Genomic DNA, 23,413 nt, shown 5'->3' on the forward strand with positions numbered 1-23,413 from the left:
ATATAATTCAGTAGATTAAAGACAATTAAAAAATTTCGGTTATAAGTAAAAGTATTGAGTTTTATAAAAATTAGTCCTGTAATTCGATCTTGTGATCGTACGGAAATTATATATATTATCCGATTAAACTTTTTACTTTGAACATTTTAGGAAATTTAGACCATGTTTCATCATGTAGATGCTTATGCAGGTGACCCTATTCTTTCACTTATGGAAGAATATAGTAAAGATGAGCGTACTCAAAAAGTGAATTTGAGTATTGGTCTATATTATAACGAAGACAGTATTGTACCTCAGTTAAATGCGGTCAAAGCTGCGTACAAAAATATTGAACCGAGCAACGATAAAGTTAAACTTTATTTACCAATGGATGGTTTGAAATCTTATAACGAAGCGACTCAAGCATTAGTTTTAGGTCCTGATAGTCAAGCGCGTAAAGATGGTCGTGCTGTCACGATTCAAACACTTGGTGGTTCAGGTGCACTTAAAGTCGGTGCTGATTTTTTGAAAAAATATTTTCCTGAATCAGATATCTGGGTAAGTCAGCCAACTTGGGATAACCATATCGCAATTTTTAATGGCGCTGGTATCCAATCTCATTTCTATCCTTATTTTGATGCTGATACAAATGGCGTTAACGTTGCAGCAATGCTTGAGGAATTAAAAACACTAAAAGCAAAAAGTATTGTTTTGCTTCATCCTTGCTGCCATAACCCAACTGGTGCAGATTTAACGCCAGCAGAATGGGATCAAGTGATCGAAGTGCTTAAGGCGAATGACCTTATTCCATTCCTTGACATTGCTTACCAAGGTTTTGGTAAAGGTCTTGAAGAAGATGCATACCTTATTCGTGCTTTAGATAAATCAGGTATGAATTTCATTGTGAGTAATTCATTCTCAAAAATCTTCTCACTGTACGGTGAGCGTGTCGGCGGCTTAACATTTGTCTGTGATGATCAAGCTACTGCTCAAAAAGTCCTTGGACAATTAAAAGCCACTGTACGCCGTATTTATTCTAGTCCAGCAAGCACAGGTGCATTGTTGGTTGAAAACGTGTTAAACAACGCAGATCTAACTGCTCAATGGCAAGCTGAATTACAAGAAATGCGTGAACGTATTATCAAAATGCGTGAATTGTTAAATGCTAAATTGAGTGCGGCTCTACCTGAACGTGATTTTAGCTATCTAGTAAAACAACAAGGTATGTTCAGTTATACAGGTTTGACTGGTGAACAAGTGGATATTCTGAAAGATAAATATGGTATTTATTTAGTACGTAGTGGCCGTATGTGCGCAGCAGGATTAAACTTGAATAATATTGATTATGTGGCTGAATCAATTGCAGAAGTTTTGAAAGCTACTGCTTAAAACAAAAAAAACGGGCATATCGCCCGTTTTTTTTTGCTCAATTAAAAATGAACAACTGTACGGATTGATTTACCTTCGTGCATTAAGTCAAAGGCTTTATTAATGTCTTCTAGCCCCATAGTATGAGTAACAAAAGGTTCTAACTGAATGTCACCCTTCATCGCATCTTCAACCATTTTTGGTAATTGAGTACGACCTTTTACACCACCAAATGCTGTACCCATCCATTTACGTCCAGTCACTAATTGGAATGGACGAGTTGAGATTTCTTGACCTGCACCAGCCACACCGATAATGACAGATTGCCCCCAACCACGGTGTGCACATTCAAGCGCTGAACGCATTACGTTTGTATTACCGATACACTCAAATGAATGATCAACACCCCAGCCAGTCATCTCTACAATGACTTGTTGAATAGGTTGATCATAGTCCTTAGGATTGAGGAAATCTGTAGCACCAAACTGCTCAGCCAATTTAAATTTTTCTGGATTAGTATCCACTACAATAATTCGGCCAGCTTTGGCTTGTTTAGCACCTTGAACAACTGCTAAACCAATACCACCTAAACCGAATACAGCAACAGTGTCACCTTCCTGTACTTTAGCAGTATTGTGAACCGCACCAATACCAGTCGTTACGCCACAACCCAATAAACAAACGTGTTCAGGGTTTGCTTCAGGATTAATTTTTGCTAACGATACTTCGGCAACAACTGTGTATTCACTGAATGTTGAACATCCCATATAATGATAAATAGGTTCGCCGTTATACGAGAATCGAGTCGTTCCATCAGGCATTACACCTTTACCTTGAGTGGCACGTACAGAGACACATAAGTTTGTTTTATTTGATTTGCAGAACAAACATTCGCCACATTCTGCAGTATAAAGTGGAATGACATGATCACCTGGTTTTACACTGGTTACACCTTCACCAACTTCAACTACAATACCTGCACCTTCGTGACCCAGTACCGCAGGGAATACGCCCTCTGGGTCTTCACCAGAAAGTGTAAATGCATCAGTATGACAAACACCTGTATGCGTAATTTTCACCAATACTTCACCAGCTTGTGGTGGAGCAACATCTAATTCAACAATTTGTAATGGCTGACCTGGACCGAATGCCACCGCTGCACGAGATTTCATGATGAAAACTTCCTTTGTAAATTAAGATTTAGCAGATAAGTTACAGTAACCGCTTTTGATAAAAACATTCAACTATTTGATTGATGATATTATAGCCATACAACTGAATAATAAGATTTAGGAACGACAGCTTTGATCCTTATGTTGCGATATATATTGTGTTTACTTACATTCTTTATTTTAACTGGATGTAATTTGGCGATGAATACAAGTATAAAACAAGCCCCAATCCAACCTCATACCACACATTGGCTCAGCAATACACCAGAAACAAAACGTAATATTGAACAGGGTTTAACTGCATTTTTACCACTTCATGATCCTTTTATGAGTATGGCCTCACGTGTTCACTTAATACGTGAAGCGCAACATACGATCGATTTACAGTACTATATCTGGGAAAATGATGTGATAGGTCAGCATTTATTGTCTGACCTACTCAAAGCAGCTGATCGTAATGTGAGGGTTCGACTGTTAATTGATGATCAAAATGGCACTCAATTAGACTCGACCTTAAGTGCATTGTCTAAACATCCTAATATCGAAATTAAACTATTCAATCCCTACAAATTTCGCAGCTTTAGAGTTTTGGATTATGTGTTTCGCTTTAATAAAATCAATCATAGAATGCATAACAAATTGATTATTGCTGATGGAGCGATTGCTGTTACTGGGGGGCGTAATATCAGTAATGAATATTTTGATGCCAGTGACAATTTTCAATTCGCGGATATGGATATTTTATTTGCAGGTCAATCAGTTTCAGCTGCAAACACGGTGTTTCACCAATTTTGGAATGATGAGCTGAGTTATGATATTCAGCAAATAATTCCTGAGTCTCAAAAAGAATTAGCGCATTTAAGATCGCATTATTCAACCAAGCAAAATTTTCAAGGTGCTGAAACTAAAAAACGTATTGATCAAGCAGAACGTTTTTTAGAAGAAAATTTAAAAAAACATCCTATTCGTTGGTCTAAAGCTCATTTTGTTGCAGACAGCCCCAATAAAATCAGAGCGAAAGCTCAATCTCATGAACTGCTGTTTAATCAGTTCAAATCCATTATGGGGAAACCTGCTCAAGAAATAAACTTGGTGTCTGCCTATTTTGTTCCTACTGTTCATGGTGAGTCTTTCCTCAAACAATTGAGTGAGCAGAATGTCAAAGTTCGAGTTTTAACAAACTCATATTTGGCAAATGATGTCCCGATTGTTCATGCATTTTATCAAAAATATCGAACATCACTCTTAAGGTCAGATGTAAAACTTTACGAGTTTAAACCTTTTATTGAACGGTCTGATCGGACTTGGTATGAAATTATGACGGGTAATGTTATTCCTGCGAAAGGAAAAAATGCGTCGCGGCTTCATGCTAAATTTTTTACTGTAGATGATAAAGTTTTTATTGGAACATTCAATTTTGATCCACGTTCAGCGTATTTGAATACTGAACTTGGACTGATCATTGAGTCAGCCGATTTTAAAACAGAGATATCTCAATCTTTAGATGAAAATCTTCCCAAAGTTGCCTATCAACTACATTTGGATGCACATCAAAACTTAAGATGGGAAGAACAACGAGGTGAAGAACAGTTAATACATGATCATGACCCTGAAACGACTCGTTTTCAGAGATTTATGTTCAAGTCTTTGTCCTATCTCCCAATCGAATGGATGATGTAAATTCTTTGTTGTGACTGGTTTGTACAACCAGGATAAATTGCATTATTATTCACGTTTTATTTTTTGAACCCTTGGTTCTACTCTACTCCCATGCAATTTTTTGATCTTAGTCGACAGTATAATCTGAACGACATACTCACCCCTTTTTTATCACTTGAAGATTTATCTCAGCATGAATGGTATTTAGCTAAAATTAGTGTTGATTATGATTGCCTTACTGATGAAGACTTAGTTGAAGGTTCTATCACCTTAAAGTCTAACCATAATGTTCAAATTGAATTGGCTTGGTTAATTTTAGACAATGGTCATGAGTTACAAGTATTGTTCAAAGGCATTGAAACCTCTGTCTCAGAACAAACGCTCGTGATTGTGAAGGGTGCTCGCTTAGTTGATGAAGAAGGACAAGAATTATCTGCTCAAGCATTATCTTTATGGATTGATGGTACTCTACTCAATATGCTTCCACATATTCGTAAAGAAATTAAATCACGTTTAAACTTGTGGGATTATGTAGATTATGATGTGTAATAAGCATTTCGATTGACTTTAACAAGTTGTTAAATTAATCCAATTGACTGGAAAAGTTCACGATAGTATTCGGCTTTCTTTTCAAGAGCTAAAGGATAAGCTCTTGAAGAAGATGGCATACGATGGATTCGGATATCTTTGTTATCAAATTGCAGATCCACGACTGTACCCATTTTAACTTTAGTGTGTACAGATGCATTCATTGACTTTAATAAGGTCTCAGTTGCTTTATCACCTGTGGTCATAATATCTCGACAATATGGAATTTTTTTAAGCAATAGAAACATATCTGTCGGTGTAACGATTTCTAGAAATTGATCTGAGGCATTGTCTTTCAAACGCCGTACTTGATAGGCTGTATCAAATATTGCAATGCCCAACTCATTTAGAAAATCTTTCAGCATTTGCTCTTTGAATTGTTTATTTTCACGGTCTAGAAAATAATGAGAGTCTTGAAAAAAGATCAACCCATATATTTTCCACATATCATTTTGAAAATTCGGATAATAAAAATCCATTTTCCATCTTGCTTTCGGCGGAGGAAAACTGCCAAGCATAAGTAATTTGGCTTGATGGGGTACAAATGGCTCAAGTGGATGTGTTTCGATATCAGTCATATCAAATTTCGGTCTAACTTTTCGATCTAAAGTGATTTTGAATAATCGAACTAATTTTTTTTGCCCAAAGCTGATAGATTTCTTTACTTGGATGAAATCCATCCTCAGCCATCTTCAAATTGAGTTGTTTATACTCATCCAAATCATATTTAACCAATTCAAATTTTGGTTGTGGTTCAATCCAATTTTCCAATTCAACATTCATTTGATGGGCATATTTTCCAAACAACCAAGCTAAAGGATTTGGTAATGCAGGAAACTCATTCATCGGTGGAACTCCAGTCGCGATAATGAGCTTGGGTGAAAATTTCTCAGCGATCAGTGAATATAATTGTTCTTGTAGGCAGATCCATTTTTGCGGTGAGATGAGCTGTGTTACATCATTGACCCCTATCGAAGTTACTACAATATCAAACTGATCGTCATTAATAGCCTGTATAGTTCGAATCACATCTGAAGTACAATTTCCAGTTTTTGCGATTAATGACCAGCGAATTTGAAAATGATCTCTAAGTTCCTGTAATAATGTTCCGCTTAACGCTTCTTCTTGAAATTGCACACCCACACCAGCAGCAGCTGAATCGCCTAAAATTAAAATTGATATTTGAGGACCATTCCCAACCAAACCATTTCTTTCCCCCAAAGCTTCTGCTAAACGAGGTGTATTTTTCTTGACTTGGTAACCTTGCACTAGTAAAGCTGGAATGAGTGCGATTGTCGCTAATTTAAGAAACATGTAATTGATTTTAGGTTTTGATATTTTCTATTTTAAACGATTTTTTGATATTTTCATTGCTATTTATTATTGAAAATAATTATCATTTACATAATTAATTTAAAGCTAAAATCCATGAATCATCCTATCAAATTTTTTTCTATATTGATGTTAGTGAGTTCCGCAGTAAGTGCTGATCTTTCTGTAAATCATTCATTACAAGTCAGCACTCAATCCTATGCCCCTGTATGTGAGGATATGGATGCTAAAAGTAAGGTACTTCAACAAATCCAAAAACAGATTCAGATGTATCCTGATCAAAAAAATCATCTCCTCGATCAATTTTGGTCGGAAATTCGTAAAAATCAAACCCCAATAATTGAAGATTTTAATGAAACACACCAACGTGTCATTTATTTATATCGTGGTGCAAAACACAATGTGCGATTAATCGGTGGTCCGAGTAATGATCATGAATGGTTAACTAGGCTTAAAGGTACTGATATTTGGTTTAAAGAAAGTATTGTCGATTCAAGATTTATCGGAAGTTATAGTTTTGCTGTGGATTCGCCAAATATGGATGGATATTTATCAAATTACTGCCCACATTTAAACCCAAATTTAAAAGAATCACGAGATCAGCGTCGATCTATTTTAAAGGTACAACAACTCGACCCTCTCAATCCTCATAAGTGGTTTGATTCTAAAAACATTGCTATAAAAACGAATACCACACTGAGGAATGAAAATATCGCAAAACTTAGTCGAGCGCCTAACTTTATTGATCCAACTCAAATGGCTGAAAATAGTGAAAAACAATTAGTTTCATCCGTGTTGAAAAGTAAAGTTTTGGGAAATGATCGTCTTATTCAGATTTATGCAACTCCACCTCAAGTCGGAAAATCATATATCACTCTAATTTTTTTTGATGGTGAGCAATATGCGCATTTAGTTAAAGTTCCTCAGATATTAGATCAGTTGGTTCAACAACAGCAACTCCCACCTATACAGGCTGTTTTTGTTGGACACCCAAATGATCAATTACGTGCTAAAGAACTTAGTCCCAATCCAGAATACACACAGTTTTTTCAAGAAGAATTATTGCCTTGGATGAGTCAACATTTGCCCTACCAACGTGATCACAACAAAACAGTCTTGTTGGGTTCAAGTTTAGGTGGTCTGAGTTCTGCTTATTTGGCGTTAAAAATATCCAATGATATTAGTCACGTCGTGCCACTTTCTGGTTCATTTTGGTGGAAATCTGATCCAAACGATACAATCAATGGTATGAGTAAACTGATCAGAGCTTCAACATTAGACAATACAAAGAAACTCAATTGGTATATTTCAGCCAATAGCTATGAATATTCGAGACAAAATAATAGCTTAAGCATTCTAGAAACCTCTCCGATTGTCGCTCAGGATTTAATCGATCAGGGACACAATGTTCACTATCAAGAATATATAGGCGGACATTCATATGCCGTTTGGAAAATCGTCATACAAGATGCTTTGAAATATTTCTTTAAAAATAAATCCCACTAAATGTGGGATTTATAAGACGTTCTTTTAACTCAGCTTATTGACGAGCTGAAGCGGTAAAACCTTCATTGCAAAACCCAATGGCAACCATGGCCACTTTGGTACATATGCTTTGACTGGTTGCTTTTCGATTGCTTCAGCTAATAGTCGTGATCCTGTGGCTTGATCGACCTCAAAAGGTAATTTTCCAGCACCTTCATTAATTTCAGTTCGAATGTAACCAGGATAAATCGTTGAAACTTTAATTGGTGTTCCAAGAAGTTCAGCTCGAATCCCTTCGGCTAAATGCGCAATTCCCGCTTTACTGGCAGCATAAGCTGTAAGATGTTTTGGCATACCACGCAAAGCACTCATCGATGATATTACAACTAAATGTCCTGAATTTTGAGATCTAAAAATTTCGACCGCTGCTTCACATTGTGCCATCGCAGAAATAAAATTAGTTTCAACTGTTGCTTTATTAATCGCAAAATTACCTTTACCGATACGACGTCCTTCGCCCACACCAGCATTGACTATCACTCGATCGATAGTGCCTAGCTCATCTTTAAACTCTTTAAATACACGGAAGACTTGCTCATCATCCGTGACATCCAATACCTTCGCACTTACTTTTACCTGATAGCGTTGTTCTATTTCATCTTTTAAAGCATACAACCTTTCTAAACGACGAGCACAGATCGCTAGGTTATATCCTTTTTTTGCAAACTCTTGTGCCATCCCAGCACCGATACCTGAGCTTGCACCTGTAATTAATATAGTTTTGTTCATTCCATTTTCTCTCTATGGCATATAGCCTTGATCAAATCCAAGTGAGCAAATCACGATCTTGTTCTTTTAAATAATGATGTTCATTTAAACTGAGTAATTGTGGTTCTGTACCAACCAATCTCAAGGTGGTAAAACTGGTATTAGTGATTGCCCAGTTCAATGCAAAAGTTTTGTCTGCACTTAAACCAAGTAAATGCCCTGCAACGACAGATATCACACCACCAGACGTATAAACTACGGCATAGCGAGGTTTTTCTGTTTCAAGTTGTATACATAGTTTGTTCAAGCCATGAAGCACTCGTTGCTGAAATTGCGGCCAGCTTTCATCATAATCATGATGATGATCCCCCTTAGTCCAACGTTGAATTGCAACTTCAAAAATTTTTCCTAAATAGGCACGAGGATCTACAGCTTGACCAACATCTTTTTTAAGTAATGCAGGATCTGCAAAACGTGGTTCATATTTTGCAAACACTTGTTGATGATTGAACTCGTTCCAATGTGGATCGATATCAATCTGACTGTCAGGAAAACATTCATTCAAAGAGATATACGCCGTTTGCTGATGACGTTTCATCGAGCCAGCTATGACATATGGTCGCTCTTGTAGTAACTTTTGAAAATATTGTCCCAACACACGTGCTTGAACTTCACCTTTCTGAGAAAGCTGATCATAACTTTCAGCACCAAATGAAGCTTGACCATGTCTGACCAAATATATTGTCGTCATCTTGGCAGAATATCCTGTAATTTTGCGAGATAAGTTTTTGCAATTTCATTCGCTTCAAGCTTTTGTATACCTATAAGTTTTAAAGCACGAATATGTAATGCATGAATCACAATCCAAAAATCCTTAAATGCAGGATTATCCGTTTGTTTATGGTAATAACGATAATAAATTTGTTGTGCTATGACCGCTAATCTAAAGATCCCAAATACTTCATAGAACGTCCAGTTAGATGGCTTCAGTCCTGTTTTTTCTAGGTAATAATCAACAACTTCTTGACGTGTAAACATGCCTTTAAGATGTGTAGGTTGTCGACGTGTCGATTTAAAGATCATATTGTCGTTTTCTTCAACCCAATATGCTAAGGCTGATCCTAAATCCATAAGTGGATCACCAATTGTCGCCATTTCCCAATCCAACACCCCAATGACCTCAGTAGGCTGTTGAGGATTCAATATGACATTATCAAAACGCCAATCGTTGTGAATAATACAGTTGGTTGAATCCTCAGGAATATTGTCTTTAAGCCAATTTCGTACAAACTTAAAGGTCGGTACATTGATGGTATGGGCTTTTTCGTAGCGACTGTCCCAACCTTCGACCTGACGACGGCAGTAACCCTCACCTTTTCCAATTTGCTCAAGTGCTGTTCCTTGATAAGGAACTTGGTGCAATTCAATCAATTTGTCTAAAAAATTTATACAAAGCTGATGCACATCAAACTCAGTGAGTTTTAGTTCTGGTGGAAGCTTTGCCCTTGGTATAATTCCCTCGATTCGCTGCATCACATAAAAATCGCATCCGAGTATAGATTCATCCTGACATAATGCCAGCATTTTGGGCACGACTGGATATAGATCTTTTAAAGCTTTCTGAACATTATGTTCTCGAACCATATCATGAGCAGATTTGGCTTTGGTTCCTGCGGGTGGTCTTCTTAATATCAGATCTGCATTGCTATATTTTAGCCGGTATGTCCAGTTTGAAGCTCCACCAGAATATTGTGTAACTTCTACAGGCTTAATCACTTCCACGCCATTTTGATTTAACCAGGTTGTGACTGAAACGATATCGACCTCTTCACCACGTCTGACTTGCCCTGCTGTATCTATAACTGACATATTTCTTCCTTAAATCGAGTACTCATCTTATTGAGAATGACGAGTTGAAAAACCACGTTTCGCAAGTTCCAATTTTGCAATCATGCCTTTATGCACCTCATCTGGCCCATCTGCCAAACGTAATGCACGCGCTTGTGCAAAAAAACCTGTCAATGGCGTATCTCTAGATAAACCTGCACCGCCGTGAATTTGCATTGCCATATCGACAACTTTTTCCAAAACACTAGGTGCAACGACTTTAATTGCAGAGATTTCAGTGAGTGCAGCCATATTGCCCAGTTTATCCATTTTATATGCCGCATATAAGGTCAAGAGACGTGCTTGATCGATGGCAACACGCGCTTCCGCGACTCTTTCCAAATTACCACCAAGTTTCAAAATTTCCTTGCCGAATGCTTTTCTTTGCATTCCACGATCAATCATTAATTCCAATGATTTCTCTGCAGCACCGATACAACGCATGCAATGATGAATACGTCCTGGACCAAGTCGCCCCTGTGCAATCTCAAACCCTTGACCTGCTCCACCAATAATATGAGTGACTGGAACACGAACATTATTAAAGGTCACCTCTCCATGACCGTGTGGCGCATCATAATCACCAAATACAGGTAACATTCTTTCAATTTTTACGCCCTCAGTTTCAACTGGAACTAAAACCATTGAATGTTGTTGATGTCGACCTTTATGTGCGTCTGGTGTATGTGCCATAAATATAATGAGTTTTGCATTAGGATCGCCTAAGCCCGACGACCACCATTTGCGTCCATTTAAAACAATTTCGTCTCCCTCAATTACAGCAGTAGCTTGCATATTCGTTGCATCTGAAGAAGCAACTTCTGGTTCAGTCATGCAAAATACGGATCGAATTTTTCCTTCTAAGAGAGGTTTTAACCATTGTTCTTTTTGTTGTTCTGAGCCATAGCGCCAAATTAACTCCATATTACCGCTATCTGGCGCATTACAATTGAAAACTGTAGGAGCCAATAAACTACGGCCAGTTAACTCAGCAATGTGTGCATATTCTTGAACTGTTAAACCTTGACCAAATTCTGGGTCTGGTAAAAAAAGATTCCACAGATTTTGTGATTTAGCTTTTTGTTTGAGTACTTCAAGTTCTGCTGGCCACGTCCATGATGTCCAATCATCACTTGGATTTAATTGATGAACTTTATGCCAAAATTCTTGTTCTATAGGCTCTATTTCGTCTTGAATAAAGCGTTGTGCTAAATCGTAAAAGTGTTTAGCTTTTTCCGTTAATTCAAACATTAATCCCTCAAACTATATTCTCATCACGCTTTACATCAACATAGCTTGAAATCTACTATGAATAAAATGATTTATTTAAATATTACTTTATGAATAGAATTCATCAGGAATCTGTGGATCTGAGCGCTTTTTCACACATTGATATCAATCTATATCCATTATTTATTGCGATATACGAACATCAAAGTATCAGCAAAGCCGCAAATTTGATGTGTATTACACAATCTGCAGCCAGTCATGCTTTACAGCGATTAAGATTACAATTGAAAGATGATCTTTTTATCCGAAGTGGTATAAAGATGGTTGCGACGCCCTTTTCACATCAAATTTATCCGCGAATAAAAGAAACATTAATCGCAATTCAGCATATCTCGACTCATCATATATCTTTTGATCCACTGACGATTCAATCTATTCGTATAGCAATTCATGATGAAATTGAGCCTTTGATTTTTCCGCAGTTAATTCGTCATTTTCGTGATCTTGGACTGGCGACACGGTTTCAAAGTATCAAGTTAGATCGAACTAACTGGGCAAAAGATTTATTATCACAGCAACTTGATTTAGTGGTCGATCTTCAACAGAAAGTTGATGAGAAAATTTATTTTACCCCTTTAGTGAATGATCGCTTTGTCATATGTGGTTTGACAACCATCGAAAATTTAGAACAATACAAACATGCCCAACATATTGGTGTTTCATCAAGGCATTCTGGTGTGCTTATTGAAGATTTACATTTTAAAAAGTTGAATATTCAACGTGATATTTTTTTACGCTGTCAACATTACTCAACAGCACTACAAATTTTGAAGGAGTATCCTGACACATTGTTAACCTTACCTTTTAGTATTTTAAAAAATTTAAAATTACCTCAAGATTTAAAAATTTCTGAACTCCCTGTTGAATTGCCTTTAATGAAAATGGGAATTTATTGGAATTCACAATTAGCATCGCATCAAAAGTTTCAGTATTTAATTTTAGAAATTAATAAAATTTTTGCTTAGGCTATTTGTTGTGGTGATAGATGATAAAACTTAGGCTATTTAGTTGAAAATCTGTGTGAACACCATCTGTTCAATATTGAATCAAACACTCACTTCGAGTTGATTTATCATATTAAGGCTTGTTTTCTCTTGTATTTTCTATGTTTGATCAACTCCCTGCATCATGGCTCATTGGGCTTGGGGCAATTTTATGCTTGTTACTTCTTATTATCTTCAGACAAATATGGATTTATCTTCTTCAAGTATTTAAACCTTTTAAAAAAGGAAAAACTTATTGGTGTCGTGTTACAGCGGTGAGTGATGGTGACACCCTCTCCTGCCATCGTTTGAATTTGAGACGTTCTAAAACTAAATTACGCTTTGCTTTTGTAGATGCGCCTGAATCTAATCAAAGTTACGGGCTTGAATCCCAACGCTTAGTTAAGAAAATGGTTCAAGGTAAAATTGTTCGTGTAAAAATCACGGATATTGATCGTTATGGACGTTGCGTGGGTGTGGTCTACCGCTATCGCAAGAATATGAATGAAGAATTAGTGAGGCGTGGTGGTGCGTGGGTTTACGAAGAATACATACGTGATCCAAAGCAATTAAAATATATGATCTCGCTACAAGATAGTGCAAAACGCAATAAACGTGGTCTCTGGCGCGGGACCCGTCCTATTCGACCAAGTACTTTTAGAAAACAAAAAAACTAATATTTTCAATACCCTGATTCTCAATAAGTTCATTACGCTTGATTCGTCTAATAATTGAGCGTAGATTCAAACCAACAAACTAGTTAGCTTGGTTAACTATATGCAAAATTCTCCCAAATTCCGTGTCGTATTGCTGCGAAGTGCGCGACTCTTTAGCGACCGTTTAAATGATATCTTGGCTCAATACCAACTGAACTATTCAATGTGGCAGTTGATTTATCATATCTATGATCACGACTCCATCACTTCAATTGATTTGGCTCATGAACTCAATGTTTCTAAACCATCAATTGCAAAACGCATTAATACTTTACATAAATTAGATGTTATTCAATTTTTAGAATCATCTGATAAACGCCAAAAATTAATTCAATTAACCGAAAAAGGTAGAGATCTTTATCAAATTTGTACAATTCAGATTGATCAATTTGAACAACAGTTTTTGAATCAAGTAAATCCTGAAGACATTGCTCAAAGTGCTGAGACACTTCAACTATTTTTGTCTATTTTAGAGCGTTATAAAAGCTTAAATATCGTGGAGGAGTTATGAGTACTTCCTCAAATCAAGTTAATCAGCCTCTTTGGACACGTAACTTTATTTTCGTCAGTTTAATTAACTTTCAATTGGTACTGACTTTTTATCTTCTCGTCATTGTCATTGTGGGATTTTCGATAGCAGAACTTGGAGCGACGACGGCGCAGGCTGGTTTAGTATCAGGACTTTTTATTGTGGGTACACTGATTGGTCGTTTATTGGTGGCTAAATTCCTCGTTAAATTCGGTTCTAAAGTCACCATGCTGGTCGGACTCACTGGATTTCTCATATTTTCAGGCTTTTATTTTCTCCATTTAGAGGTTGGAACTTTATTAATCGTTCGATTCTTGCATGGCTTTATGATGGGAGTTGCCTCCACCGTATTTGGCACAATTATCGCTCAAATTATTCCCGCAACCCGTCGTGGTGAAGGTATAGGTTACTACAGTATGAGTAGTACTTTAGGAACTGCAATTGGACCATTTTTGGCAATCTGGCTAATGCTTCATGTCAGTTACAACATTATTTTTGCCCTATCTTCAATCCTTGCAGTTTTATGTTTTATTACAGCATTATTTATTCAAGTTCCTCAATTGTATCAGGTTTCGTCTATACCTGATCAGGCCCATGCTCAAAATAGTTTTCTATCTCAATATATTGAAAAGAGCGCCTTACCCATTGCTCTGATCATGTTGGTAAGCTCCCTCTTTTACTCTGGTGTTCTATCGTTTATTAATTTTTATGCCAAAGAAATTGATCTGGTTGAAGCAGCATCATTTTTCTTTCTCATTTATGCGTTGACGATTCTGCTCTCTCGTCCTATTACGGGACCACTGATGGATAAGAAAGGCGAAAATATAATTATGTATCCGGCCTTTCTCATTATGGCACTTGCTTTCTTCTTGTTGAGCCAAGCTAACAGTTCGGGCCTTTTGTTGATTTGCGCAGGATTATTAGGTTTAGGCTACGGTAATATCCAGTCAATTTGCCAAACGATTGCAGTGAAAAGTACTAGTTTGGAACGAATGGGATTTGCAACCTCAACTTATTTTATCTTTTTAGATGCAGGTTTAGGATTCGGTCCTTATTTCTTAGGTTTAGCTTTAGATTTGATCAGTTACCAACAACTCTATTTATATAGTGCTATTGGTACTTTATTTTGCATTGTCTTATATTATGTATTACATGGGAAAAACGTTCGAAATATGAATATTGCTTAGGCTATTTATGGGTTTAAAAAAAGCACTCCAATGAGTGCTTTTCCATATTTTATTTAAACACTTTAAAACGTGTGGCGTCGTCAATATAGCCTTTATCGAAAGCTTCACCTTCCTTAGATCCAAATACCAATTGTGCGCGTAGTTTCCACGAAGCTGGTATAGCCCATTCAGTTTGGACTTGATCATCTACAATCGGATTATAATGTTGAATGTTTGCACCTAAACCTTCTGTATGCAAAGCTGTCCAAACCGCAAACTGTGCCATTGCTGTTGAATGTTCCGCCCAAATTGGAAAGTTTTCCGCATACGAAGGATATTTCTCTTGTAAGTCAGTGATCGTATCCATTTCTTCGAAAAATAATACAGTGCCTATGCCTGCAGCAAAGCTATCCATTTTTGCAGAAGTTTTTGCTGCACTCGCCTCGTCCTTCGCATATGACTTTAGCTTCTCTTTCACAAAGCCCCAAAACTTTTCATGTTCAGCGTTAAATAAAATTACCGCACGTGAAGATTGAGAGTTAAAAGATGATGGGCTTTGTTTAATCGCATTCTGAATAAGATCTGTTAAGTACTCAGGAGATTGTTCAACTGCTTTTCCTAAAGCATAAATCGTACGGCGTTTTTTAATTAAATCTAAAAATTGATTCGACATTTTTTGAAATCCTTTGGTATTTCCTCGGGGAAATACGATACTCTGACCTTTAATTCATTAGAAATACTTAACTTAAGATTAAATATTCAACAAATCAAATATGTTGTAGTGTTACATTAAGCATTTATCAGACCAACATCTATCCATTTTGAACCCTATTTAGAAGATTTGATTTTTATCCGTATTTTTTTTACCCAACAGTAAAAAGCCCTCCATAATAGAGGGCTTGTCTTGGCATATGTAAGCTTAAAATTTAGCCTCAAGAACCTGAGCCGATAATTGGTTTTTCCATAGGGAGCGTAAGGTTGGCAAATAGAATTTTTCACCTAACTCCACTAATTCAGCATCAATCGCCGTATGAACTTCATGCATGAACAAATAGTCTAAATCTACCGTACTAAGCTTAGATTGTTCTTTAGAAAACTTTGCTCTTTTTTGTTGAGCAGTTTTTACTAGCTGATCTGCAAATTCACGATTTTTGAATTGTGTAATGGCATTTAGACGCAGTTCAATAACACCCCAACCTGTCAGTAGGAGTTTGAACGTTTCAAAATCTTTTGTTGTTGATTCCCACGTCATGTCTTCTAGATTTTCATCTTTAGGCAGAACAGGAAGTAGTAATTCCATGATACTTGGGAAGATTTTTTTAAAGTTAAGAATAAATTTAACAGGATGTTCACCTGGATAATCTTGAAATTGAACATTTTTTTGAACATCTGTTAAATATATATCGAGCATTGAAAATTTCCGTAGATTGGCTGTCTTAAGTCTAAGATAAGAACTTTGATACAACAGCAATTAAAAGCAATGTGTATTTTAACAATTGTGACGAGTTAATCAATCTCATAATAATTACATGACTATGTGATGAAGTTTTTACTTATTTTTTTAATGTTTTACAGTTATCGCATAATAAATCTTCCTCTGTTGAATATTTCGTCAACTTATCTATTAATCTCATGATAGCTATCATTATTAGCCACCCTGAGCCCGTTAAAATTGTTAATGTAATGTTCCGAAAATTATTAAATTTATGTTTCTGTCTATTCTGAACTTCATCATCAATACCTTGCTTACAATTGATACATTCTGGTTCTTTGTTCTCTTCCCACCTTTTATGCAAAATTTCGAGTTGATTGTAAATTTTAGGACTATCAATATCTCTTAAATATTCAATTACAGGTTGGAAGAGGTTGTAATTAGCTTTAAGTATTGATTTGAAACTACTTTTTATTAAGTCTTCATCTAAGTTGTTATGCCTGATTCCAATTGCTACAAATTCCAAAAAATTTAATAAATATGTTACAGCCGATTTTTCCTCATCTTCCAATGAATTAAATTTTTCTCTAGTCAATTGCACTTTATCTTTTGACTCTACGTTTTGATCCTTCCCCAAATTCCTTCTTATTTTGGTTGCAATATCAACCTTAGCAATATACGCAGTAGAATTCCTACTATTCATCAATACTTGTACTGAATGACTTCTTATAGTGTTTATAATTTACACCCTTGAAGTAAAAATCCAACCAAAAACGGCAGCTATAGCTGCTAAAACCGTAACTAATGCTGTCGTTTTAAACTGCCCATCTGTATTTTCTATATCAAAATTTAGAAATTTATAATTTTCAAAAAAACTTTTCCAAATTAATATTTCTAAAAACGTGATACCTAATAAAATTAAGATGAGAAGGAGTTGATTACTACTTCTAATCTTAATAAAGAAATTATCTCTACGATAAATATAAAAATAAGCAATTACAGTGACATATGGAATAATCAAAAGATAAGTATAAAAGTAATTCAATTTTATTTTACTCAAAAATAAAGCACCCTAATGGATGCTTTATTACACAAATTTAAATGAGTCTCAACCTAATCCATAGCCTTCTTCAAGGATTAGACGAGCTTTATAATTATTCATGATTGTCTCCTTTATAAAAGCCTTAAGTGACGTATGAAAGGTCGTTATATAAATAGTATTCTGAAATGAATAATTGGTCAATATATTAAAGACAGTTGCTTGTCAATATATGTTATCAACATTCAAATCATAAAATTCACCAAATCAAAATCACTTCACATTAGGTGAAACCATATTCTCAGGTACAACGACTTCATCAAACTGCTCAGCTGTGACTAAATTCAGCTCTACAGCAACTTGTTTCAGAGTCTTTCCTTCCTTATAGGCAGTTTTCGCAACCTTAGCCGCGTTTTCATAACCAATCACAGGATTCAATGCAGTCACTAACATCAACGAGTTATGCAAGAAATAATCAATCTTATCTTGGTTCGGCTCAATCCCCACAGCACAATGCTCATTAAAGCTATTACATGCATCACCTAGCAGCTGAATTGATTGCAGTAAATTATAAGCAATAACCGGCATAAAAACGTTTAATTCAAAATTACCTGAAGCACCAGCGATATTAATCGTCGTGTCATTACCCAAAACCTGCGCAACAACCATCGTCATTGCTTCACTTTGAGTAGGATTCACCTTACCCGGCATAATACTCGAACCTGGTTCATTTTCAGGAATACGAATCTCCCCAAAACCACAACGAGGACCACTCGCTAACCAGCGAATATCATTGGCAATCTTATTTAAACTCGCAGCTAGTGTTTTCAGTGCGCCAGAAGCAAATACTGCAGCATCACGTCCTGCTAGTGCTTCAAACTTATTTGGTGCAGTCACAAAAGGTAAACCCGTAAGCTCAGCCAATTTTTTTGCTGCATTTACAGCATAATCAGGATGAGCATTTAGACCTGTCCCTACAGCTGTACCACCTAATGGCAATTCATATAACCCTTCTAAAGCTTGCTCTAGACGCTTTAATCCATGATCGAGTTGGGATACATAACCACTGAATTCCTGGCCTAAAGTTAACGGCGTTGCATCTTGTAAATGTGTACGCCCAATCTTAACGATATTTGAAAATTCTTTAGACTTCTGATTTAAAGTTTCACGTAAAGCTTGAACTGCTGGAATCAGTAACTCATTGATCTGTAAACTAGCAGCGACATGAATCGATGTTGGAAATGAATCATTTGTAGATTGAGCTCGATTAACATGATCATTTGGATGAACGGGTTTCTGTGATCCAAGCGGATTACCCAGCTTTTGATTCGCAATATTTGCAATGACTTCATTACAGTTCATATTACTTTGAGTACCAGAACCTGTTTGCCATACCACCAATGGAAATTGACTGTCCCATTGCCCCGTAATCACTTCTTCTGCAGCACCCACAATATAATTCGCCAATTCAGCAGGAATCTGATTTAACTCAGCATTAGTAAGTGCAGCAGCTTTTTTGACCAGCCCCATACCACGGATCATCGCACGAGGAAGTCGCTCACCACCAATTTTGAAATTTTGCAAACTGCGCTGGGTTTGAGCCCCCCACATGGCATCACTTGGTACTTCTACATCACCCATCGTGTCGTGTTCTATACGTGTTTGCATATCAGCCTCAAATATTTCGCTATTCCTTGGAAGAATCATGTTTGATTCGGATTCATCCACCGTTGATTTGATGCTAATCAAAAAAACCATAAATGTAAATGATTATCATTTTAATTATTAAAGGTGCTTTGATAGTATCGCCATTGATCTTCAATCATTTGTTCTAGTGATCGATGTGCTTTCCATTTCAATAATTCAAATGCTTTTAAACTATTCGAACCAATTTGATCTAATTCTTGGAAAACATAATCAGTTTCCTCAATTCGAATTTTTGTTTCAGTCACTTTTTCTACCGTATTAATCAAGTTTTGAATTGAACTTGGCTGACCTGCGATATCAAATGCTTCGCACGTTGATCTTTGATTAAATAACCACTTTAAAGTTGCAATGACTGCCTCACACACATCAATGACATGCACAAAACTTCGTTCAACCGTTTGGTCTTTTGTTTTGGCATTCTTTTGTAATTGAATGGAATCGCGCTGCATGGCTGCGACTTGTAACACCAAAGGCAAAATATTTTTAGGTAAAGGGGCAACCACTTCACCCAAAACTCCATGTTCAAAAGCACCAGCTACATTTGCTAGTCTCAGGATCGCAATACTCCATTCTTCGTCCGTTTTAGAGGTATCACGGATGATCTCTTCAATCATTTGCTGGGATTTAATATAAGGGTTTGGATTGGCAAAATTGAGAGGATGTTCTTCATTTAAATTCAAACTCGAAGTGCCATAAACCGCCATACTTGAAAGATGCAATAATGTTCGTACACCAGTTCGTTGCATTGCACGCATCAGACTCATAATGCAACTGACATTATCATTATAATATTCAAGCGGTTTTAAGCGAGACTCCTCTAAAGACTTAAATCCTGCAGTATGTATAACAGCACGGATTGAGTACTGCTCAAAAACTTTATTCAGAGCAGGCGTATTTCTAACATCTAACTTTACAAAAGGTACATACATTCCAGAAATGTATTCAAGACGTTCAAGTGTTTGTAAATTCGCATTGGCAAGATTATCTACAATGACAACTTCTTGACCATGTGCCAATAAGCTTAAAACAACGTGTGAACCTATAAAGCCTAATCCACCTGTCACTAAAATCATTGTATACTACCTTTTTGTTTAAAAGCCTGAACAAGCTATTTTCAGTTTGGTCACCCTATGCGAAGTTTTAAATGAGTACGTTATTACTAATTACCTCGGCACCTAGCTCAATCCATGCTTGGCATGCATTAGGACTCGCACAATCATTGCAAGCGAAAGGCGAAATTTTTCGAGTTTTCTTTTATCAAGACGGCGTTCAAGTTGCAAACAACTTACAGTGGTCGCCAGATGATCAAAGAAGTCTCACACAAGAGTGGCAAAAATTAAATATCAAACTTCCTGTTTGCGTAAGTGCTGCCCTAGCACGTGGAATCACTGATGCTGAAAATGCTCAACGCCATCACATTGAGTCCCATAATCTGGCCGAAGGTTTTCAGCTGGTAGGACTCGGTGAATTGGCAGATGCTGTCTCATCTTCAGCACGTCTAGTTCAATTCTAAATTATTCATTTTTCATTGATTGTTGCAATTGAAAGGTAAATTGTGTGAAATCTGTACTGGTTATATTAACCCAATCAAATCTCAACTCGCTACAAGTTCATGAGAGCCTTTCTGCAACCATGGTTTTAGCAACTTTTGGTGCTGAAGTGAAAGTTTTATTGCAAGGCGCAGCCTTAAGTTTACTCCGTTCCGAATTAAGCTTCGAACCCATTAAACATGCGTTTAAACTGGCTTCCAACCTCGTCGATAGCTTTGAGTTTTACGATCTAAGCCCTATTTTGATTGAATCCAATCAACAAGATAATCCCTTTGTTCAACACACTACGCATGAAATTAAATTTATTGAATTTAATAAAGAGTTAATTCAAAGCTTTGACCATGTGCTGTATTGGTAACTCATATGACCGATAAAACGCTTTATTTAATACAATCTCAATTTGCAAATACTGAACATTGTATTCAACAGGTTCAAAAAACACTGGATACCAATGATGTTTTAGTGCTTATGGGGGATGCGGTGTTGGCATTGTTTACACCATCTTTACTTACGATTCAAAACAAGGTCTACATTTTAGATCGAGATGCTGAGTTATTACCTTCGCATCTATTGAACGGCGATTATTTTCAAATTGAAGTGATTGATTACACCACTTTTGCAGATATCATTCTGGGCTTTACACGCTGTATTAGCCTTAAATAAAACAAATTTATTGACTTAGGTTTTACCATGACCACTGAATTATCCCTTGAACTCGATCAAGATGGTCATTTAGTTGACTATACCATTTGGAATGAAAATGTAGCGCAAGTACTCGCGAATACGCTCGAGCTTGAGCTAACAGCTTGGCATTTCGAAGTATTGCATGCGGTTCGTCAGTTCTACGCTCAATTTGGTCATTCTCCTGCAACTCGTCCCTTAATCAAATTTTTAATGAAACACGTCAGCGCTGACATTGATAATGCAGTATTGCAAGAAAGGTTTAAAACAGGCCTAGTTGCTCGCCATCTAAGTCGATTAGCCGGAATACCAAAGCCTGCCAATTGTCTGTAAACCAAAACTACTTTTTGATTTACATAGCATAGTGAGTCAGTTCGTAGCTTTAAAAAATGAATTAATCAGTGAAATAGACATTAAAAAACCCGCTATGCAGCGGGTTTAGACATCACCTAGACTAATGATGGTTAAGATGTCGCGTGTCAATCAGGGAAATTGGAATACGTCAACTCAACGCAAAAAATTATAATAAAGTTCGAGTTATCAATTCAGTCCAAATTCATATCAATATCTGACAAATTTGCTAGTTTGCGCTACACCAATCATCAATTGTCATGCCCGATTGTTGAAAACTCGTAGATTGCTGATTTAAATAAAATTGCGCAATACGTTTCATTACATGTGCTTGTTCAACTTGAATAAACTCGTCTGCTAAACCAACAATGTTTTGATAGGCCTTTAACCTTCCGCATAAAGCAAGTTGTTGCTCCATCGGTGTGGCTGTACTGTGTTCATCATCTAAAATCTGCTTGGTTTGTTCGATCAGCTGCATTTCATGATCCAGTTTTTGCTGATACACCATCTGTTGTGCATCAATCAAATCATTCGCTACAACCTGTTGCGATACAACAAAACTTAAACCTACAAAAATCAAACTCACCCATAACATGCGCATTAGATTCCTAAATCAGGCTCAGCTTTCCAAACATCCTCATAATCATCTCGATCAATCATAAAACGGAAACCTGTTTCCAATGCAAGAAATGGAATGGCATCGGGTAAAATTTCTTCAAGCTCTTTCACCGTCATCGTCTCAAAAAAATCTTCGCCTTCGCCTAATTCACCACCATAAATAAACCATTCCACTTTCTCACCAGGTTCAGGTTTATTACGTAAACCGACGATTGGCTCTTGATCTAAAGTATGCTTAGCCACAGCAACAACATCATCTTCATTCACTTTGATGTAAGCAGAATCAAACTCCTCACAGACTAATTTTTGCTCTTCAATAAAATCTTGCAACATGGATGATTCCATTTTCATCATAAATTCAGACCTAATTTTAAGCATAGTGTCGTATAAGCACAATCAATCCGACGAAACAATCTGTTTTTACAATGTTTTTTTTGCTATCTTGATTTTGTTACATATTCAAGATTAAATGGGGGGAATTTCATATGAGCAGCAATTCAAATATTTCAGCAACAAATACCGCTTCTCTACATGGTGGTAAACGTGCCAATGCAGGTCGAAAATCACAGTTTTCAGAAAAAACAGTAGTAATGCGTGTTCCTGAATCAAAAGTGATTCAAATTAAAGAATGGTTAAAAATACGACCTGAAGATGATTTCAATCAACAAATTGAAATTTCACCAATCCAATTTAGAACACGTTTAAAAATCGCCTATCCTATTGAATCTGTGGCAGCAGGCTTCCCTTCCCCAGCACAAGATTATGTAGAAGGACATATTGATCTAAATGAATACTTGGTTCACAACGTAGCATCTACTTTTATACTACGCGTAAATTCTTTATCAATGAAAAATGCAGGGATTGAAGTTGGTGATCAAATCTTGATTGACCGGAGTTTGAATGCAGAACATGGTGATATCGTCTTGGCGCTGATTAATAATGAATTCACAGTAAAAAGATTAATGTTAGAAAAACAAAATGATGGAACGATCCTTTTATGGTTAAAAGCCGAGAATCCAGACTACCCTGACATCTATCCTCGTAGCGAAGAACAAATCATGGTCTGGGGTGTAGTGACTTGTATTTTAAAAAAACTGAAATAAATTGATCTAA

28 protein-coding genes are annotated in these 23,413 nt (G+C 36.6%); 13 read left to right on the forward strand and 15 right to left on the reverse strand.

Annotated elements, in window-relative coordinates; translation table 11 throughout:
* Positions 1 to 162: 162 nt before the first annotated feature.
* Complete coding sequence (locus FTV17_RS02155) at positions 163 to 1,368, forward strand: amino acid aminotransferase (RefSeq protein WP_179997987.1); 1,206 nt, start codon at positions 163 to 165, stop codon at positions 1,366 to 1,368.
* Positions 1,369 to 1,409: 41 nt separating this feature from the next.
* On the opposite strand, the gene FTV17_RS02160 is transcribed toward FTV17_RS02155, so the two are convergent.
* The gene (locus tag FTV17_RS02160; RefSeq protein WP_092766302.1) at positions 1,410 to 2,519 is read right to left on the reverse strand and encodes an S-(hydroxymethyl)glutathione dehydrogenase/class III alcohol dehydrogenase; all 1,110 of its coding nucleotides are present in this window, start codon (positions 2,517 to 2,519) and stop codon (positions 1,410 to 1,412) included.
* 201 nt (positions 2,520 to 2,720) lie between these two features.
* On the opposite strand from FTV17_RS02160, the gene FTV17_RS02165 reads away from it, so the two are divergent.
* Both FTV17_RS02165 and FTV17_RS02170 read left to right on the forward strand, forming a co-directional pair.
* Positions 2,721 to 4,199 (forward strand): phospholipase D family protein, encoded by a 1,479-nt coding sequence (locus tag FTV17_RS02165; RefSeq protein ID WP_179997988.1) that lies wholly within the window; start codon positions 2,721 to 2,723, stop codon positions 4,197 to 4,199.
* A gap of 90 nt (positions 4,200 to 4,289) precedes the next feature.
* Positions 4,290 to 4,727 carry a hypothetical protein gene (locus FTV17_RS02170; RefSeq protein ID WP_179997989.1) on the forward strand — a complete coding sequence of 146 codons (438 nt, stop codon included), beginning with the start codon at positions 4,290 to 4,292 and terminating at the stop codon, positions 4,725 to 4,727.
* Positions 4,728 to 4,756: 29 nt separating this feature from the next.
* Here FTV17_RS02170 and FTV17_RS02175 read toward each other — a convergent pair whose 3' ends face one another.
* Both FTV17_RS02175 and FTV17_RS02180 read right to left on the reverse strand, forming a co-directional pair.
* Complete coding sequence (locus FTV17_RS02175; RefSeq protein ID WP_179997990.1) at positions 4,757 to 5,344, reverse strand: uracil-DNA glycosylase family protein; 588 nt, start codon at positions 5,342 to 5,344, stop codon at positions 4,757 to 4,759.
* A 13-nt stretch (positions 5,345 to 5,357) separates the two neighbouring features.
* Positions 5,358 to 6,080 (reverse strand): SGNH/GDSL hydrolase family protein, encoded by a 723-nt coding sequence (locus tag FTV17_RS02180; RefSeq protein ID WP_179997991.1) that lies wholly within the window; start codon positions 6,078 to 6,080, stop codon positions 5,358 to 5,360.
* Between the two features lie 114 nt (positions 6,081 to 6,194).
* Here FTV17_RS02180 and FTV17_RS02185 point away from each other — a divergent pair, with 114 nt between their 5' ends.
* A complete protein-coding gene (locus tag FTV17_RS02185) occupies positions 6,195 to 7,604 on the forward strand; it encodes an alpha/beta hydrolase-fold protein (protein WP_257219866.1) in 1,410 nt (469 codons plus the stop codon).
* Between the two features lie 24 nt (positions 7,605 to 7,628).
* Here the strand turns inward: FTV17_RS02185 and FTV17_RS02190 are convergent, their stop codons facing one another.
* From FTV17_RS02190 to FTV17_RS02205, 4 genes are read right to left on the reverse strand one after another with little or no spacing between them, the layout of a single operon-like run.
* A complete protein-coding gene (locus tag FTV17_RS02190) occupies positions 7,629 to 8,372 on the reverse strand; it encodes an SDR family oxidoreductase (RefSeq protein WP_179997992.1) in 744 nt (247 codons plus the stop codon).
* Between the two features lie 31 nt (positions 8,373 to 8,403).
* Positions 8,404 to 9,102 carry a histidine phosphatase family protein gene (locus tag FTV17_RS02195; RefSeq protein ID WP_179997993.1) on the reverse strand — a complete coding sequence of 233 codons (699 nt, stop codon included), beginning with the start codon at positions 9,100 to 9,102 and terminating at the stop codon, positions 8,404 to 8,406.
* Entirely contained in the window at positions 9,099 to 10,220 is a 1,122-nt protein-coding gene (locus FTV17_RS02200) for a phosphotransferase family protein (protein ID WP_179997994.1), read from the reverse strand. The genes FTV17_RS02195 and FTV17_RS02200 overlap by 4 nt, the downstream gene beginning before the upstream one ends.
* Positions 10,221 to 10,247: 27 nt before the next feature.
* Positions 10,248 to 11,489 carry an acyl-CoA dehydrogenase family protein gene (locus tag FTV17_RS02205; protein WP_179997995.1) on the reverse strand — a complete coding sequence of 414 codons (1,242 nt, stop codon included), beginning with the start codon at positions 11,487 to 11,489 and terminating at the stop codon, positions 10,248 to 10,250.
* A gap of 89 nt (positions 11,490 to 11,578) precedes the next feature.
* Here FTV17_RS02205 and FTV17_RS02210 point away from each other — a divergent pair, with 89 nt between their 5' ends.
* The 4 genes from FTV17_RS02210 to FTV17_RS02225 all read left to right on the forward strand — a co-directional run bounded on the left by FTV17_RS02210 (position 11,579) and on the right by FTV17_RS02225 (position 14,943).
* Positions 11,579 to 12,493 carry a LysR family transcriptional regulator gene (locus FTV17_RS02210; protein ID WP_179997996.1) on the forward strand — a complete coding sequence of 305 codons (915 nt, stop codon included), beginning with the start codon at positions 11,579 to 11,581 and terminating at the stop codon, positions 12,491 to 12,493.
* A gap of 140 nt (positions 12,494 to 12,633) precedes the next feature.
* Positions 12,634 to 13,188, forward strand: a complete 555-nt coding sequence (locus FTV17_RS02215; protein ID WP_035267796.1) for a thermonuclease family protein — start codon at positions 12,634 to 12,636, stop codon at positions 13,186 to 13,188.
* A 100-nt stretch (positions 13,189 to 13,288) separates the two neighbouring features.
* Positions 13,289 to 13,738 carry a MarR family winged helix-turn-helix transcriptional regulator gene (locus FTV17_RS02220; protein WP_179997997.1) on the forward strand — a complete coding sequence of 150 codons (450 nt, stop codon included), beginning with the start codon at positions 13,289 to 13,291 and terminating at the stop codon, positions 13,736 to 13,738.
* Positions 13,735 to 14,943 carry an MFS transporter gene (locus tag FTV17_RS02225; protein WP_179997998.1) on the forward strand — a complete coding sequence of 403 codons (1,209 nt, stop codon included), beginning with the start codon at positions 13,735 to 13,737 and terminating at the stop codon, positions 14,941 to 14,943. Before FTV17_RS02220 ends, FTV17_RS02225 begins: the two co-directional genes overlap by 4 nt.
* Positions 14,944 to 14,992: 49 nt before the next feature.
* Here the strand turns inward: FTV17_RS02225 and FTV17_RS02230 are convergent, their stop codons facing one another.
* The 6 genes from FTV17_RS02230 to FTV17_RS02255 form a co-directional block, all read right to left on the reverse strand.
* Entirely contained in the window at positions 14,993 to 15,595 is a 603-nt protein-coding gene (locus FTV17_RS02230) for a nitroreductase family protein (protein ID WP_179997999.1), read from the reverse strand.
* 246 nt (positions 15,596 to 15,841) lie between these two features.
* Positions 15,842 to 16,333 carry a hypothetical protein gene (locus FTV17_RS02235; RefSeq protein ID WP_179998000.1) on the reverse strand — a complete coding sequence of 164 codons (492 nt, stop codon included), beginning with the start codon at positions 16,331 to 16,333 and terminating at the stop codon, positions 15,842 to 15,844.
* A gap of 142 nt (positions 16,334 to 16,475) precedes the next feature.
* The gene (locus tag FTV17_RS02240) at positions 16,476 to 17,060 is read right to left on the reverse strand and encodes a DUF4760 domain-containing protein (protein ID WP_257219867.1); all 585 of its coding nucleotides are present in this window, start codon (positions 17,058 to 17,060) and stop codon (positions 16,476 to 16,478) included.
* A gap of 36 nt (positions 17,061 to 17,096) precedes the next feature.
* The gene (locus FTV17_RS02245) at positions 17,097 to 17,414 is read right to left on the reverse strand and encodes a hypothetical protein (protein ID WP_179998002.1); all 318 of its coding nucleotides are present in this window, start codon (positions 17,412 to 17,414) and stop codon (positions 17,097 to 17,099) included.
* 252 nt (positions 17,415 to 17,666) lie between these two features.
* On the reverse strand, positions 17,667 to 19,061 hold the full coding sequence (gene fumC / locus FTV17_RS02250; protein ID WP_179998003.1) for a class II fumarate hydratase: 1,395 nt from the start codon (positions 19,059 to 19,061) through the stop codon (positions 17,667 to 17,669).
* Between the two features lie 110 nt (positions 19,062 to 19,171).
* Positions 19,172 to 20,173, reverse strand: a complete 1,002-nt coding sequence (locus FTV17_RS02255) for an NAD-dependent epimerase/dehydratase family protein (protein WP_179998004.1) — start codon at positions 20,171 to 20,173, stop codon at positions 19,172 to 19,174.
* A gap of 71 nt (positions 20,174 to 20,244) precedes the next feature.
* On the opposite strand from FTV17_RS02255, the gene tusD reads away from it, so the two are divergent.
* The 4 genes from tusD to FTV17_RS02275 are packed head-to-tail and all read left to right on the forward strand — an operon-like array spanning position 20,245 to position 21,664.
* Complete coding sequence (tusD, locus tag FTV17_RS02260; protein WP_035267807.1) at positions 20,245 to 20,613, forward strand: sulfurtransferase complex subunit TusD; 369 nt, start codon at positions 20,245 to 20,247, stop codon at positions 20,611 to 20,613.
* 44 nt (positions 20,614 to 20,657) lie between these two features.
* On the forward strand, positions 20,658 to 21,008 hold the full coding sequence (locus tag FTV17_RS02265; protein WP_179998005.1) for a hypothetical protein: 351 nt from the start codon (positions 20,658 to 20,660) through the stop codon (positions 21,006 to 21,008).
* Positions 21,009 to 21,013: 5 nt separating this feature from the next.
* The gene (locus FTV17_RS02270) at positions 21,014 to 21,313 is read left to right on the forward strand and encodes a DsrH/TusB family sulfur metabolism protein (RefSeq protein ID WP_179998006.1); all 300 of its coding nucleotides are present in this window, start codon (positions 21,014 to 21,016) and stop codon (positions 21,311 to 21,313) included.
* A gap of 27 nt (positions 21,314 to 21,340) precedes the next feature.
* Positions 21,341 to 21,664, forward strand: a complete 324-nt coding sequence (locus FTV17_RS02275) for a TusE/DsrC/DsvC family sulfur relay protein (protein WP_179998007.1) — start codon at positions 21,341 to 21,343, stop codon at positions 21,662 to 21,664.
* A gap of 247 nt (positions 21,665 to 21,911) precedes the next feature.
* On the opposite strand, the gene FTV17_RS02280 is transcribed toward FTV17_RS02275, so the two are convergent.
* Both FTV17_RS02280 and FTV17_RS02285 read right to left on the reverse strand, forming a co-directional pair.
* Positions 21,912 to 22,283, reverse strand: coding sequence for a hypothetical protein (locus FTV17_RS02280; protein WP_179998008.1), 372 nt, complete (start codon positions 22,281 to 22,283; stop codon positions 21,912 to 21,914).
* Entirely contained in the window at positions 22,283 to 22,633 is a 351-nt protein-coding gene (locus tag FTV17_RS02285) for a hypothetical protein (RefSeq protein ID WP_179998009.1), read from the reverse strand. Before FTV17_RS02285 ends, FTV17_RS02280 begins: the two co-directional genes overlap by 1 nt.
* 152 nt (positions 22,634 to 22,785) lie before the next feature.
* On the opposite strand from FTV17_RS02285, the gene FTV17_RS02290 reads away from it, so the two are divergent.
* Complete coding sequence (locus tag FTV17_RS02290) at positions 22,786 to 23,403, forward strand: LexA family transcriptional regulator (protein WP_257219868.1); 618 nt, start codon at positions 22,786 to 22,788, stop codon at positions 23,401 to 23,403.
* The last annotated feature ends 10 nt before the right edge of the window (positions 23,404 to 23,413 follow it).

The sequence above is a fragment of the Acinetobacter sp. YH12239 genome (assembly GCF_013417635.1).
Lineage (GTDB): Bacteria > Pseudomonadota > Gammaproteobacteria > Pseudomonadales > Moraxellaceae > Acinetobacter.

Coding starts and splice junctions, on each gene's coding strand:
- FTV17_RS02270 (WP_179998006.1), top strand. CDS start 21,014: ATGACCGATAAAACGCTTTATTTAATACAATCTCAATTTGCAAATACT.
- FTV17_RS02175 (WP_179997990.1), bottom strand. CDS start 5,344: ATGACTGATATCGAAACACATCCACTTGAGCCATTTGTACCCCATCAA.
- FTV17_RS02230 (WP_179997999.1), bottom strand. CDS start 15,595: ATGTCGAATCAATTTTTAGATTTAATTAAAAAACGCCGTACGATTTAT.
- FTV17_RS02190 (WP_179997992.1), bottom strand. CDS start 8,372: ATGAACAAAACTATATTAATTACAGGTGCAAGCTCAGGTATCGGTGCT.
- FTV17_RS02220 (WP_179997997.1), top strand. CDS start 13,289: ATGCAAAATTCTCCCAAATTCCGTGTCGTATTGCTGCGAAGTGCGCGA.
- FTV17_RS02255 (WP_179998004.1), bottom strand. CDS start 20,173: ATGATTTTAGTGACAGGTGGATTAGGCTTTATAGGTTCACACGTTGTT.
- FTV17_RS02185 (WP_257219866.1), top strand. CDS start 6,195: ATGAATCATCCTATCAAATTTTTTTCTATATTGATGTTAGTGAGTTCC.
- FTV17_RS02285 (WP_179998009.1), bottom strand. CDS start 22,633: ATGTTGCAAGATTTTATTGAAGAGCAAAAATTAGTCTGTGAGGAGTTT.
- FTV17_RS02160 (WP_092766302.1), bottom strand. CDS start 2,519: ATGAAATCTCGTGCAGCGGTGGCATTCGGTCCAGGTCAGCCATTACAA.
- FTV17_RS02235 (WP_179998000.1), bottom strand. CDS start 16,333: ATGCTCGATATATATTTAACAGATGTTCAAAAAAATGTTCAATTTCAA.
- FTV17_RS02195 (WP_179997993.1), bottom strand. CDS start 9,102: ATGACGACAATATATTTGGTCAGACATGGTCAAGCTTCATTTGGTGCT.
- FTV17_RS02165 (WP_179997988.1), top strand. CDS start 2,721: ATGAATACAAGTATAAAACAAGCCCCAATCCAACCTCATACCACACAT.
- FTV17_RS02275 (WP_179998007.1), top strand. CDS start 21,341: ATGACCACTGAATTATCCCTTGAACTCGATCAAGATGGTCATTTAGTT.
- FTV17_RS02200 (WP_179997994.1), bottom strand. CDS start 10,220: ATGTCAGTTATAGATACAGCAGGGCAAGTCAGACGTGGTGAAGAGGTC.
- FTV17_RS02290 (WP_257219868.1), top strand. CDS start 22,786: ATGAGCAGCAATTCAAATATTTCAGCAACAAATACCGCTTCTCTACAT.
- fumC (WP_179998003.1), bottom strand. CDS start 19,061: ATGCAAACACGTATAGAACACGACACGATGGGTGATGTAGAAGTACCA.
- FTV17_RS02180 (WP_179997991.1), bottom strand. CDS start 6,080: ATGTTTCTTAAATTAGCGACAATCGCACTCATTCCAGCTTTACTAGTG.
- tusD (WP_035267807.1), top strand. CDS start 20,245: ATGAGTACGTTATTACTAATTACCTCGGCACCTAGCTCAATCCATGCT.
- FTV17_RS02170 (WP_179997989.1), top strand. CDS start 4,290: ATGCAATTTTTTGATCTTAGTCGACAGTATAATCTGAACGACATACTC.
- FTV17_RS02215 (WP_035267796.1), top strand. CDS start 12,634: ATGTTTGATCAACTCCCTGCATCATGGCTCATTGGGCTTGGGGCAATT.
- FTV17_RS02155 (WP_179997987.1), top strand. CDS start 163: ATGTTTCATCATGTAGATGCTTATGCAGGTGACCCTATTCTTTCACTT.
- FTV17_RS02210 (WP_179997996.1), top strand. CDS start 11,579: ATGAATAGAATTCATCAGGAATCTGTGGATCTGAGCGCTTTTTCACAC.
- FTV17_RS02280 (WP_179998008.1), bottom strand. CDS start 22,283: ATGCGCATGTTATGGGTGAGTTTGATTTTTGTAGGTTTAAGTTTTGTT.
- FTV17_RS02225 (WP_179997998.1), top strand. CDS start 13,735: ATGAGTACTTCCTCAAATCAAGTTAATCAGCCTCTTTGGACACGTAAC.
- FTV17_RS02205 (WP_179997995.1), bottom strand. CDS start 11,489: ATGTTTGAATTAACGGAAAAAGCTAAACACTTTTACGATTTAGCACAA.